This is a genomic window from Amphritea sp. GJ51-11, assembly GCF_055808735.1.
The window spans coordinates 1,015,275-1,030,008 of the sequence record NZ_CM147881.1 but is presented as its reverse complement, the minus strand read 5'-3'; the positions used below and the strand labels follow the sequence as shown (position 1 = coordinate 1,030,008).

Sequence of the window (14,734 nt, the reverse complement as noted above, 5' to 3'; positions counted from 1 at the left end):
CATATAAGACACTCATAGACTTTACGTTAAAACGCTAACGTTACAACGCCTATGGTTTAGTTGAGATCATTGGCATCATGCGACACCGCCAACCATTGCGCGGAAAACTCGTTGGCTGGCATTGGACGACCAAACAGATAACCTTGACAGAAGTCACATCCAATCGCCGTCAGCAGCTGTCTCTGCAGTTCGGTTTCGACCCCTTCGGCAATGACACGAATGCCCAGTGTATGGGCCATGACAATGATGGCCTCACAGAGCACCAGATCTTGCGAGTCGGGTGAGAGGTTGGAGACGAAGCTCTTATCGATTTTAAGGTAATCGATATCGAACTCTTTTAGGTAAGCGAGGGAAGAATAACCGGTGCCAAAATCGTCCAATGCGACCTCGATTCCATGATCCCTAAACTGTAACAACTTATCGGTGATCGTGCTTCCTGCCTCCATCAGCAGGCTTTCAGTAATTTCGACACAAAGATTGGCAGGACTCAAACCATTCGCCAAACCGCTGCCTAAAATATTGCCAAACCACTCGGGTTGACAGCAATTTTCATCCTGATATTGCACCGGAGAAGTGTTGATACCCACCTGTAAATCAGTATTAAAATGCGCCTTCCACACCGATACCTGACGCACCACTTCAGCAAATACCCAGTTACCAATCTCAACAATAAGCCCCGTTTCTTCGGCCAGTGGAATAAACTCCAGCGGTGGAATCTGACCTTTAGGGTGATTCCAACGTAGCAATGCCTCCGCTTTAACAATTTTTCCGCTACTCAGGTCGATGATCGGCTGGTAATAGACTTCCATCTGCTGCAAATTAATCGCTTCACGCAACTCAGACAGCATCCGGCTGCGTCGCTGTGCCGCGGCCTCCATCTCGGGGGTAAAGTAATGTAACCGATTACGCCCCTCGGCTTTAGCGGCATACATCGCTTGGTCGGCATTTTTCATCAGCACTTCAAGGGTCATTGCATCCACCGGATACAGGGTAATACCGATACTCGCTGAGACAAAGGCTCGGTTATCATTCAGGTCGAAGGGTTCACTAAGCTGTAACAGTATTTTTCTGGCGACCCGTTCAACCACGGTCACGTCACCAATGTTGCCCAGAATCACCAAAAATTCATCGCCGCCTAAACGCGCCACCGTATCGGTTTCACGAACACAGTCGGTCAAACGCTTAGCGGCCTCCTGTAATAGCAGATCACCATAATCATGACCGAGGGTATCATTCACCTCTTTAAAGCGATCGAGGTCAATCATCATCACCGCCACTTGTTCACCTTCTCGTTTAGCACTTTTCATCATCTGCTGTAGCCGATCAGTGAAAGTGCGGCGATTTGGTAGGTGGGTCAAGGAATCATAGTGTGCCATTTGGGTTAACTCTGCCCGAGCACGTTTCTGTTCGATCAAGTTGACATCAATACAATACATATTCTGACTGTAGTCCGCCGCTGTGAGCATCACATGGCTGGAAAAAACCGGCACAGACGAGCCATCTTTACGCAACAACTCTAGCTCTGCCGCAGGGATCGGCAAACCCTCTTGTAGCCAAGCCCGATGAAACTCGACCACCCCTTCGCGCATCTCTGCTGGAATAATAAGATCTTCTAAACGCCTTCCTCTAGCTTCTTCTTTGGTATAACCGTATAGGGTTTCACTGGCATCGTTCCAATAGATCACCCGGCGGTCTTCATCATAACCTTGCACCGCTATCGCGGGCAGACTCTCAATTAACTCCCGAAAGCGGGATTCACTTTCCTGCATCAATAACTCGGCTTTCTTCTGCTGAGTAATATCCAGCATCAGCCCGCGACGCCAGCGAGGCTTACCTTTTTCAATCACCAGCCGAATCATATCTCGAATCCAAACGACTTCACCGCTGGCATTAAAAAAGCGGTATTCGAGCATATGATCCCTTAATGCCGCGGTTTCACTATCGCCGTATTCAAGCACCCACTCTAAATCATCTGGATGTATTCGCTTGGTCCAAAAATCCGGCTGCATCCAATCTTCAATGGGATAACCGAACAAGCGAACCACATTGTCGCTGATGTAGGTCACATCATTGTTCTTACACTCGGCTTCCCAAACTACCCCGTCGGAACTATCTACCAAGCTTTTAAACCGTTGTTCACTCTCTCGATGCGCGGCTTCCGAACGGCGTAGCCGGAAATTCCAATAGATAAAAAATAGAAACGCGAGCATCACAACCGCGCTGATTTTAACAATCCGAGCCACAGGAACGCCCTGAGAAAACTCAAGACCACTCCAATGATCCAGTATCTGCTGACGCTCTTGGTCAGTAATGCTATCCAAGGCTTTCTGAATAATGCCTAACAGCACCGGATTACCCTTAGCCACACCAACGCGATACTCACTCTTATAGTCGGTATGCCCGGAAAAACTGAGGTTCAAAATAGCTTCTTTTTTCATCACATAGCTGGCCGCCGTCGCATCGCCCACAAAGGCATCCGCACGGCCGTCAGACACCATGTTCAGCGCCCCCTCAATAGTGGCCGTATTAATGATCGTGATCTCGGGGTAATCTCGGCGCAGCAGCTCGTTGGTAAAGTGGCCCTTATGAATGGCAACGGTGGCACCCTTCAGTTTATCCAATGTCCCGACATAGGGGCCCTGCCGCCCCACAATCACCGCCGCACTGATTAGGTAAGGCTCGGTAAAGTCCAGATAAACCTCTCGCTTATCGGTTTGAACCAAACAAGAGATCAGATCATATTCACCGTTACGGGCGCTTTTAAGTACTTCACTCCATAACGGTTTATCCGCCATCGGCATGAAAACAATACCTAACCGCTGTTCTAGCAGACGAAAATAATCGGCGGCGATACCGGTATAACGGCCATCACCATCAATCCATTCATACGGTGCAAACTTAGGGTCCATGCCCATTTTTAACTGCGGATGCTGTTCAAGCCAAACGATCTCATCAGGAGTAAGGTGTTGTTGACGCCAGACAGTGGCATCGATTCCTTGTTGCTCAGCCGCATAGGATGTCATTGAGGCAAACGCCCCAAAAAGACTTAAAGCAAGTACTAGCCAAGAGGCTATTCTGAGCATCCATATCTCCTGCAGCTAAGGCGATGTCATTCAGTGCGCCCAATTAAAACCAGATAAAAATTTTTTATGTTGTCTGGCTGGTAATACCAACCTTAGTGACTCAACCCTCAACCGGATAACTTAAGCATAGATCTATTTTGTTTAAAATGAGTAACATCAGCCCACTGATTTACTATGGCTGACAACACACCTAGCCACCAGCCCTCCTATCAAGGCAAACCCACGACTGCATGCCAGATTAAAGGGCGAGATGAACGGACAGATTAACGCGACGGTTTCTCGCCTCATCGGTCACGGGTTACAGTCTTTTTAGCAGGGGATGTTATGTATTACAAAACTATCAGTCATCAATTTGGGAGGTTCGACACCCCTCGCAAACAGCAAAAAGAGATAAAGCAAAGGGTTAGACAGGATGATAATCGATGGAGAATCGATAACAGCAGTCGACAGTAAACGTAAAAACCAGCACAAGGCTGGTTTTCGTATCCACAAATCAGCGCAGGGCTGCGCTAATCGGTTTTTTTCTTTTTCAATGGCGCCATACCATCATCAGACACAATCTGTCGATTCGCCTGACGGCGGTTCTTACGATCCTGCGGTGCTTTAACAACCCGCTTGGGACGACGTTCCGCCTGTGCTTTCTCCGGTTTAGCCTTCGCCGCTGGGGCGTCTTTAATGCCTTTAAACTTACCTTTCAGCCCCTTCAATTCGCTAAAGTTGACCGACTGTTGCAAAAAGTTCTCAACCCGGCGAAAGGCATCCCAATCTTTCGGCCCGACCAATGAAACAGCTACCCCTTTCGCGCCAGCTCTACCCGTACGGCCGATTCGATGAACATACTCTTCGGCCTGTTTTGGCATATCGAAGTTAATCACCAGCGAGACCTGCAACAGATCGAGCCCACGGGACGCCACATCCGTGGTAATCAACACCTGCTGCTGCCCTCGGCTGAAACTGTCCATAATCTTGTTACGATCGGTTTGGCTCATATCGCCACTCAAAGCGGCCGTTTTTAACCCTTTAGCCGATAGCAGCTGGGACAATCGCTCAGTATCGGTGCGGGTCGCGGTGAAAATAATCACCTGCTGATAGGTTTCTGTTTCCAGAATCCGTTCAAGCAAAACCTGCTTGTGATCGAGATGATCGGTGAGATAAAAACGTTTCTCAATATCCGCATGTTCAGCATTCGCAGCACCGATAGCGATCCGTTTAGGCGCTTTGAGCAGGGTTTTAGCCATGCTATTCACCGCTGCGTGTTCTAGCGTGGCGGAAAACATCAGCGTCTGACGAAGACGGTGACTGGCCGTTTGGTTGATCCGATTCAACTGTTCGGCAAAGCCTAAATCAAGCATCCGGTCAGCTTCATCCAGAATTAACAGTTCGAGGCCATCCAAAAACAGCGATCGTTCATCCAGATGATTCACTAAGCGACCAGGGGTAGCCACCACCACATGGGGGTTTTTCGCCAAGGCTTTCGCCTGATCGTTGAAGTTTTCACCACCCAGCACCAATGCCGCTTTATAGGTCGTGCCACTAATCAGGCTACGCAGTTGAGCATAAACCTGCTTCGCCAGTTCGCGGGTGGGCGCCAGAATCAGCGCCCGCGGATCTTTTTTACTCAGCGCCTTTTGACGCATCAACCGCTGCATCGTCGGCAGCAGATAAGCCAGTGTTTTACCGGAGCCGGTTTTGGAAGACGCAATCAGGTCATGGCCAGTAATCGCCGTGGGCACTGCCCGTGCCTGAATCTCCGTTGGCTCGGTAATCCCCTGATGATCAAGAATCGTGCTGAGCCGGGGGTCGAGCCCCAGATCGGTAAAGTTTTCAGCGTTGGACAAAGTCTGCTCCGGTTAGGCTAAATTCATCTGTATAACTAGCAATACTAGCAGACATCAAGTGGCTACAATCACACGGATCGCATCAAGCTTCAGTGAAGCGCTATCCAGATGATGTTCCAGTGCGGCCCTATTTTCAGCTAAGTATTCGATCTCTTCCTGACGAATATTAGGGTTCACCGCCGCCAATGCTGTGAGGCGTTCCTGCTCTGAGCCTAACACCCGCGCGACATTTTGCTTCGCCTCAAGCAACATCGCCGGTAGCTGGGTAGCCGCAATATCCTCAACCCGATTCACCATCTTATCGACATCAGGGCGAGTATGCTTAACGATTTCGACCGACTGACGACGTCCGACCCGTTCGGCCAGATTATTAATATGTGCTTCGGTAAGAATTGCACTAAGATCAGTGCCATTGGTATCGACCACAATACGACTCAAGGTCTGCGGCAGATAACGCTGTACCTGCAACGGTTTCGGCGCGGCGCAATGCAGGGTATAGATAGCTTCCAGCAGCAATGTGCCAGGCTTCAACGGCGGCAGTTTGATCGAACAAACCGCCGTATTACCAAAATCACCATTCACCACGATATCCATCGTGCCCAAGACCAACGGATGTTCCCAAGTCATAAACTGGATATCTTCCCGCCCTAGGGCCAGCGCACGGCTATAGGTTGCGGTCATACCATCCTCTGGTAGACCCGGCAGACTTTCATAGTGCATATGTTCGCCCGGGCTGAGAATAATACTCTGACTGCTGTGCACCTGTTGTTCGACGCCGAACTGATCGAACATGCGCTCCATATAACGGCTCAGTTCAATACTATTGCCGGTGACTTCCATACTTTCAGCTATCGCTTGAGCTTTTTCAGGCTGACAGGAGTTTAGTTCAAGTAGCTGATCACGCCCCTGCTGTAACTGCTCTAGCAGGCGGTCGGCTTCAATTCGGGTACTCTCAATTAGCCCTTCGATATTTGCTTCATCATATTCATCGAACAGCGCTGGAATCAGTTGTTCAAGGAACTGATCAAACAACACCTGCCCCACCGGACAAGCCCGTTCAAAACAGTTCAAGCCCCGGTGGAACCAATCCAGTAGCGTCGATTGAGCGCTGAACTCATAGTGCGGCACATGAATCTGAACATCATTGCGCTGACCAATCCGGTCCAGTCGACCAATCCGCTGTTCCAGCAGGTCCGGATTAAGTGGTAAATCAAACAACACCAAGTGGCTGGCAAACTGAAAGTTACGTCCTTCACTACCAATTTCAGAACAGATCAACACCTGAGCACTATCATCTTCATCAGCAAAATAAGCCGCCGCACGGTCACGATTAACCAGACTCATACCTTCATGGAACACCGATGAGCGAATGCCCTCATACAGCCGCAGGTGCGCTTCGAGAGATTTAGCGGTGTTCGCAAAAGCACAAATCACCAGTGCTTTCTGATCTCGATTTTCTTTTAGCCAATTAACCAACCACTCAACCCGAGGGTCCGCTTCTAACCAACGATCTGCCAAAATCAATTCGGGATGCAGTCGTTCTTCTAAATCAGCCTGCGCCATCAACTGACGCTCACTTTCGAGATAGAATTCCGGTTCCGCTAACGGATAACTGTGCAGTATCCGTTTCGGGAAACCGCTGACGCCATCACGGGTATTACGGAACAGCACCCGCCCGGTGCCATGATGATCCAATAGGTTATTTACCGCATCTTGGATCGCTTGGTCGAGGGAGTCATTGTACAGTTCATCTTGCAGCTGTTGAGCCACCTCATCACCGAGATAGTGACGTAACTGTGAAAACACCTCAGGGGCATCCTGAAGCTGTTCACGGGCATCTTCAGCCAGTAACTGAGCCACCAACTGACTAACCGGCTGGTAGCTTTCTTCTTCAGCGCGGAACTGTTCTAAGCTGTAATAACGATCCGGATCGAGCAGACGTAAACGGGCAAAGTGACTATCCACACCCAGTTGTTCGGGGGTTGCTGTCAGCAGCAACAAACCTTTTACTTCGCGAGCCAGCGCTTCAATACAGATATATTCAGGGCTCGATTCCTCTTCCGACCAAACCAAGTGATGGGCTTCATCCACCACCAGCATATCCCAGCCAGCATCCAACGCCTGTACTAAGCGGTCAGGGCTCGATTTTAGGAATGAGAGGTTACAGAGTACCAACTGAGCCGTTTCAAACGGGTTAACACCCTCGTCCGATAGCTCCAGTGCTTCACAGCGCAACTCATCTAAAATGGTAAAACGCAGGTTAAAGCGGCGTAGCATCTCCACCAACCATTGATGCACCAGACTATCGGGCACCACGATCAACGCCCGGGAGGCTTTGCCGCTAATCAACTGCTGATGCAGGATAAGCCCGGCTTCAATGGTTTTACCCAAGCCCACTTCATCGGCCAGTAACACCCGCGGCGCAAAACGCTGGGCGACCTGATGGGCGATATACAACTGATGGGGTAATAGTTGTACTCGAGGACCGAGTAAACCATAGCTCTCAGATTGCAGATGATTAAATTGATTCTTGAGGGTTTCAACCCGCAACCTAAACTGTGAAAGCTTATCAACCTGTCCAGCAAACAGACGGTCATGGGGTTTACTGAAATGTACTGCGCTATCGAGATCGCGCTCTTCCAATACCAGCACTTCGCCCTGCGCATCTTCAGCCTGATAGACCATATAGCCATTCAGCTCTTGTTGCGCAGTAATGGTGACTTTAACACCGGCGGCATTACGTACCTGCTCTCCAACCGGATACACCACGCGACTCAGAGGCGCGTTATCAACCGCGTAGGTTCGCTCCTCTTCAACCGCTGGAAATAACATTTCAACACGACGATTTGATACGCTGGTTACCAACCCCAGCCCCAGATTTGATTCGGTATTACTGATCCAGCGTTGGCCGGGAATAAATTCAGACAAAAGACAGCTCTCAAACAGAATTCGATAGAAACAACACCCGTTAAGTGGCGCCAGCGGAAATATCAACACTCATCTCGACACCCGCACCCATTATAACCGGTCAGCGCGGAATGATAGGCGTTGTGAAGGCCTACCTCAAGGCGCAATCTCAATCACTGGCAAATATCGGAAAAAATTCATCAAATAGTGCCCATAAAGTCAGTATTCACCCTTATGCCAAATATCCGGATTGGCAAAAATAAGGTATGCTTGCGCCTTTAATTCTGTGAGTACTCCTCGATGTTCTTTATCGACCTAAACCTGGATCTTGAAATTCTGGGCCCTCTGGCTGACAACAACTTTCTCAGCCCCCGTCCAATCCAGCAACAGGCAATCCCTGTGGCACTGGAAGGTTTTGATCTGCTGGCGTCAGCCCCCACCGGTACAGGTAAAACCCTAGCCTTTGTCTTGCCTGCGCTACAGAAAGTATTTGATAGTGAGCAAGATCGCAGTAGCGCACCACAGATATTGATTCTAGCTCCGACTCGGGAACTAGCAAAACAGATCTATCAGGTGATCCAGCTACAAACCCAAACCAACCGTATCAAAAGCTGTTTGATTGTCGGTGGCGTACCCTTTGGTATGCAAAAAGGGATGCTGGCTGAACCCATCGATATTATGATCGCCACCCCCGGACGCCTACTCGAGCTCAATGCTCAGGAATGGCTAGATCTATCGACAGTGGATATGCTGATTATCGATGAAGCCGATCGGATGCTCGACCTGGGCTTTATCCACGATATCAAACAGATTGCCGATGTGCTGCCGCTAGAACGTCAAACATTGATGTTTTCGGCCACTCTTGAGGGCGAAAAGATTCAACAATTCGCCACCGACCTGCTTAATGAAGATTCGCAGATTGTCGCCGTTGAACAACCTCGGCAAATCCCAACAAATATCGAGCAAACGATCTACCGCGCAGATAATGAGCAACATAAAGAGTACTTGCTCAAAGCCTTGATCCACCAACCAGAACTCAAACAGGGCATTATCTTCGTCAACAGCCGTAAGCAAGTCGAACACTGGGTCAATATCATCCGCAATGCCGGCATGCTTTGCTATGGCCTGCACGGTGATATGCGTCAGAGTGAACGGACTCAACGGATTAAAGAGATGCGTCGTGGGCGGATCAAACTGATCATCGCCACCGATGTGGTGGGCCGCGGCTTAGATCTGCCCGACCTAACCCATGTCATCAACCTCTATCTGCCAATGAAGGCCGATAGCTATGTGCACCGTGCAGGCCGTTCTGGCCGCGATGGCGCCAAAGGCACCGTCTGGTCGATTGTTGAACCGTTAGATTGGCCAACACTGGGTAAGATCGAACGCTTTATTGGCGATAAACTAGCGAGGGCAACCTTCCCCGGCCTCGCACCAAAAAATCCAGAACCCGGCAAGGGCAGTGGCAAAGCAAAACCGAAAAAGCCTAAAGTGAAGAACAAAAAAGCGGTTGCCAAAGCCGCCGCTAAAAAGGCTGCTTCGCAGAAGAAATCACCCAAGAAACGGGTGGGACGCGGGCCGAAAAAACCTAAATCTTAAGCACTCGGTTTGAGCGACCGATAAGTCGGCAGACCAATAACTGACCACAAAGCCACCTCGTCGGTGGCTTTGCTGTTTCTAGCGATTACTCACCGACCTCTTAGACGAATTCAATTTACACCCGCAGAACTTAAACCGAGCTTGCGCTTAACTGCTCATCCTCTTCATTCAATTCACGAAGAATATGCGCCATCATCGAATCAATCTCGGTGCGCTCGGCATCATCCGCACCGTCAACCAAGGCTTCCAACAACATAGCGTTGATCCGTTCCTTGCGCAGAATAAACAGATCACGCAATGAATAGGCAATAGCCAATCGATCATCAGGAAATAACAGCACTAAGCGTTTTATCAATTCCCCAGAGCCTTTAGGCAGCGCCAAGACCATATGGATAGCGACATCCTGAGGTTTCAAGGAAGAACCTTCCAACGCCGTACTGATCAAAATATCGGGATCTTTTGGGTATTGCCCCAACGCCACTAGCAGCAGCTTCAGTTCCGGGTCGCCAATTTCAGCTAGATTGTAGCTCAACTGAGATTCCAGCACCCCAGACCCTACTGAGGTGCCCTGCATGCTGACCTGATATTTCGCACTGGCCTCGAGTGTTTCGGTGCGTACATAGAGCTTACGAATTAACAGGAACACCACTACAAACAGATGTACAGCAACCAAATAATAGTACAGCCAGATAGCATCAAACTCAGTCATCAAAAAGCCAGCAATAATAGGGCCCAAGATACCGCCACAGCCCAACAGGATTTGCATCATACTGGTGGCCGACATCGCATCTTTGAGGTCAATATGATCGAACACCTGAGTCACCGCTAACGGGAACAATGCCACGCCTGAACCACCGGATAACAAAAAGAGTACCACTAACACCTCGATCGGCATCGGTATAAAGCTTTCGGCGATAATCAGTAAGTTACTAAAAACCCCCATGCCCATCAGGCCTGCGGCGACGATACGTTTATCATAACGATCCGCCAGCCACCCCACCGGGTACTGAGTTAACAATCCGCCCAATTGATAGGAACCCAACACCAGTGATAACCAGATACCGGTGATCCCATGGTCATAAGCATACAGGGAGATTAATGAGACACTGGCGGCACTGATTAAACCAGCACAGAAACAAGATAGAGTTCCCGAGGGAGAGTAGTGCCATAACGCTCTAGGTGACATGGGGCGCGGACGGCTCGGCAACTCGGGCAACGGCAACCGACTCATCGACATAATAATTAACGAGACACAGAGAAATACGCCGATCAACCCAAATAAGCGGGGATCCTGTTCATTGGATAAACTAAAGAGAAACGGCGCAGAACCAAAGCCGATTGCAAAACAGATCTGATAAGTACCAAACACCGTGCCTCGGTTGCGTTTATCACTCAGTACATTCAGCCAACTTTCCAAAGTAATAAAACTAGTGACAAAGCAGAAGCCTGCCACCATCCGCAACCCACCGGTAATCCAGATATTAATAAAATAGCTGTGGCACACTGACACAATCGCCAGCATCGCCGCCATCGAGGCAAACGCCCGAATATGTCCCGCCCTGAGCACCGCTCGTGAGCCAAACAAACCGGCCATAATCGCGCCAACCGCGAACATACTCATGGCCATGCCAATATCCGACGAGGCGAAGCCGCCCTCTTTAAGGCGTATCGGCAGCATCACGAAAAATAGATTATGGCTTACCGCCATGGCAAAAATAGCAAACAAAATTGGCTGAATACGAAGCAAAATATTAGTTTGCATTAGTCTGTTAACCCATTGAAATAAACCCTAACGAATAGCCAATGCCCTAAACACAGTCTCATCCGCACCGATTCATTGGCGTCTTTGTCTTGCACGGCCGTTGATATTCCCATGCCACTTAAATGAAACCATACCGGGTTAAAATTCTTTCAGCAAATCGCTCTCCGCAACTGTGGCCTCTCAACCACCAGCTCAGCATATGAAATAAATAGCAGAAGAAATAGAAGTAAAATGAGGAATAATAGAACGGAGAATAGTGACGCCGTCTAGGTTCAACAGCAATTTAGAATATTAACGAAAACTTAAACATAAACAAAACCCGGCAGTGAACCGGGTTTTGTTTATAGATCACATTAAGCAGCTTGAGTTACTTCAAGCTCGGTACGGCTAAAGGCGGTCAACATTGCTTGCAAGGTCGCGGCCGAGGTATCACCCGCCACGGCCACGGCATAATAGTCCGTGCCGTTAATCTGTACCTCAATCGAAGCCTGCGCCTTCGCATCAGTGCCGCCGCTGATAGCGTGCTGGTCAAAGTTAATGACCTCAATGTCGCAGTTGAAGCCTTGCTTCAGGGCGCAACACAGTGCTTCAAGTGCACCGGCACCTTGCCCATCAAAATGCACTTCGCCGATACGGAAGTGGGCACTCACATGGTGACCTTCGGTGTGCAGATCATAATCATCTAACTGCCACTGACTCTGCACCGCAATAAACTGCTCATCAAACAAACGCTTAATATTACTCGGCGATACTTCCACGCCACTTTGCTCTGCCGCCCCTTGAACCACGCGGCTCAGAGGAGAGTGCATCCATTTTGGCAGACTAATCGCATAGTCCCGCTCTAACACCAGTGCCACGCCGCCTTTACCACTCTGCGAGTTGATGCGTACAATCTCCTCATATTCGCGGCCAATATCACGAGGATCGATCGGCAGATAAGCCACATCCCAATGCTGCTTTTCATGCTCGGTGTGATAGTTAACCGACTTGCGAATCGCGTCCTGATGGCTACCGGAGAAAGCGGTATAGACCAGTTCCCCTGCCCATGGGTGACGCACGCCGACTGGAATACCGGTGCAGCTTTCCACCACCTCATTAATCTCCATAATATTAGAGAAATCCAGCTTTGGATCTATCCCCTGAGAATACAGGTTCATTCCCATGGTGATAACATCCATATTACCGGTACGCTCACCATTACCCATCAATGTGCCTTCGATACGGTCAGCCCCCGCCAGCAAGCCAAGCTCTGCTGCAGCCACGGCACAACCACGGTCATTATGGGTATGCAGGCTAATACGCACGTACTGGCGATTGACTAAGTTGCGGCAGAAATATTCAACCTGATCGGCAAAACGGTTCGGCGTGGACATTTCCACGGTTGCCGGCAAATTAATAATAATGTCGCGGCCGCTCTGTGGCTGCCACTGCTCAATGACGGCATCACAGACCTCAATGGCATAATCCATCTCAGTACCACTAAAGCTTTCCGGCGAGTACTGGAACGACCATTCAGTATTGGGGTGCTGCTGTGCATACTGCTGCACCCATTTGGCGCCCTGTACGGCAATGGCCTTGATCCCGTCTCGAGACTGACCAAACACCTGTTCTCGCTGCACCGTTGAGGTGGAGTTATACACATGGATAACCGCTTTTTTCACCCCGGCCATCGCTTCATAAGTACGTTCAATCAGCTCTTCCCGTGCCTGTGTCAGCACCTGAATGGTGACATCATCGGGAATCCGCTGCTCGTCCACCAATTTACGCACAAAATCAAAGTCGGGCTTCGAGGCCGATGGAAATCCCACCTCAATCTCTTTAAAACCCAGTTTCACCAGCAGGTCGAACAGGCGCGTTTTCTGCTCAACACTCATCGGATTTACGAGCGCCTGATTACCGTCCCGTAGATCAACACTACACCAGTCAGGTGCCTGCGTGAGCGTATTGTCCGGCCAAGTACGGTCAGTCAAACGGATCGGTTCAAATGCTTTGTATTTACGATGATCGAACATAGTCTCGTCCTGCTAAATCTCTGCCTGCGGCAGAATAGGGTTTCTAAATGATTGTCGCCGGTTAAGCGGCTCTCTCTATTGAAATCCCGCGCAACAGGGCGCGGGATCAAATCACTCTCTGGCATACTTTTGGTACACATTAATCAGTCCGGTAGACTGGTGCTTAAACCTGATTAAACACTTTTGGTGTTGTCATCCACATCCGCTGATAACGGCTGCTTTGGAGGTTCTCGGCAAGTATGATTCGCTGCAGCAATCAATAGAGCAAAGTTTAAAGGGATTACTGCGCAATAACTGCGCTAAATACAAAAAATTTAACAATATTGCGCAATTAAAATAAATTAAATACACTCAACCATTAAATATTATTGCGCAAGGCGATCAAACTATGAAATCAAACCATGCTATCGACCGTTTTGACTTAAAAATATTGCGCGAATTACAACGGGATGGCGGGCTATCCAATCAAGATCTAGCGGAGAAAGTAGGCCTCACCGCAGCACCCTGCTCCCGCCGAGTCAAAGCGCTGGAAGACACGGGCGTTATTCGTGAACGAGTTGTACGGTTAGATGAACGAGCGGTGGATCTTAACTTAATGGCGATCCTGCATATTAGTATGGATAAACATATTCCCGAACGGTTTGAAGCGTTTGAAAACACGATCACCGGTTTCCCAGAAGTAATGGAGTGCTATCTAATTACCGGACACGATGCCGATTATCAACTCAAAGTTGCCGTGCCTGACATGGATCGCTACCACGACATCCTGCTGGGAAAAATCACCCGAATTCAAGGTGTAACCGGTGTAAAGTCATCGTTTATTATGCGCAAAATCGTCGATACCACGGCAGTACCGTTGAACTATATCGAATAATTGCGGCAAACAATGATTGAAGCATTGGTAATCCCCGTTATAATCAGTTAATCAATAAAAAATTTTACCTTATCGATTTCAAGAAGGGACACACCATGAAATATCCGTTCATATTCTGCCTCGCTCTGCTGACGGGCTGCAGCAGCGTCGCTAACCAGCCGGAATATAAACTGCCGTATGATCTCTCAGATAAGGTGATTCAATCACTTTCCTGTAATCAATTCGACGTCTGCAGTGCGCTATACCTAAAAAACACCCGTCCAAGAACACTGAAAGTCGCCGTGAGCGGAGAATACCACTCCATCAAGAGCGCTACCGTGTGGATTGATAATCAGGCTTACGCTTTAACACCGACCATCGGCTACACCAGTAATGGTGTGACACATTCCGGTAACCGCGTGTCTATGCGCCCTTTCACGTCTGAACAGCCGCTGAAAGAAAAACTAAAAATGGCAAATAAAGTCTTTTTAGAAGTGCAGCAACAGAGCACCTCATTTAAAACGCTGATGAAAGATGAGGATTTTTCTCATCCCTTATGGCGCGCACTCTTAGCAGGGCTTGACTGAGTAAATTGCCTAAGCGCTGACAACTGCGCCTCATAAAAAAAGCAGCCCATTCTCGAATGCGCTGCTTTTTTTATGCCCGTTAAATATCTATAT

8 protein-coding genes are annotated in these 14,734 nt (G+C 49.1%); 3 read left to right on the top strand and 5 right to left on the bottom strand.

The window, feature by feature from the left end:
• Positions 1-56: 56 nt before the first annotated feature.
• From AC0L4K_RS04435 to rapA, 3 genes are all read right to left on the bottom strand, one after another.
• Entirely contained in the window at positions 57-3,083 is a 3,027-nt protein-coding gene (locus AC0L4K_RS04435; protein WP_473268349.1) for an EAL domain-containing protein, read from the bottom strand.
• Positions 3,084-3,592: 509 nt separating this feature from the next.
• Positions 3,593-4,921, bottom strand: a complete 1,329-nt coding sequence (locus AC0L4K_RS04430) for a DEAD/DEAH box helicase (RefSeq protein WP_473268347.1) — start codon at positions 4,919-4,921, stop codon at positions 3,593-3,595.
• A gap of 54 nt (positions 4,922-4,975) precedes the next feature.
• Entirely contained in the window at positions 4,976-7,849 is a 2,874-nt protein-coding gene (rapA, locus tag AC0L4K_RS04425; RefSeq protein ID WP_473268346.1) for an RNA polymerase-associated protein RapA, read from the bottom strand.
• A gap of 279 nt (positions 7,850-8,128) precedes the next feature.
• Here rapA and AC0L4K_RS04420 point away from each other — a divergent pair, with 279 nt between their 5' ends.
• A complete protein-coding gene (locus AC0L4K_RS04420; RefSeq protein ID WP_417226128.1) occupies positions 8,129-9,427 on the top strand; it encodes a DEAD/DEAH box helicase in 1,299 nt (432 codons plus the stop codon).
• A 130-nt stretch (positions 9,428-9,557) separates the two neighbouring features.
• Here the strand turns inward: AC0L4K_RS04420 and AC0L4K_RS04415 are convergent, their stop codons facing one another.
• Both AC0L4K_RS04415 and leuA read right to left on the bottom strand, forming a co-directional pair.
• On the bottom strand, positions 9,558-11,189 hold the full coding sequence (locus AC0L4K_RS04415) for an MFS transporter (protein ID WP_417226130.1): 1,632 nt from the start codon (positions 11,187-11,189) through the stop codon (positions 9,558-9,560).
• A 353-nt stretch (positions 11,190-11,542) separates the two neighbouring features.
• Entirely contained in the window at positions 11,543-13,201 is a 1,659-nt protein-coding gene (gene leuA / locus AC0L4K_RS04410; protein ID WP_473268345.1) for a 2-isopropylmalate synthase, read from the bottom strand.
• A 388-nt stretch (positions 13,202-13,589) separates the two neighbouring features.
• On the opposite strand from leuA, the gene AC0L4K_RS04405 reads away from it, so the two are divergent.
• Positions 13,590-14,075 carry an Lrp/AsnC family transcriptional regulator gene (locus AC0L4K_RS04405; RefSeq protein WP_417226133.1) on the top strand — a complete coding sequence of 162 codons (486 nt, stop codon included), beginning with the start codon at positions 13,590-13,592 and terminating at the stop codon, positions 14,073-14,075.
• Positions 14,076-14,170: 95 nt separating this feature from the next.
• Entirely contained in the window at positions 14,171-14,641 is a 471-nt protein-coding gene (locus AC0L4K_RS04400; RefSeq protein ID WP_473268344.1) for a hypothetical protein, read from the top strand.
• Positions 14,642-14,734 lie beyond the last annotated feature (93 nt).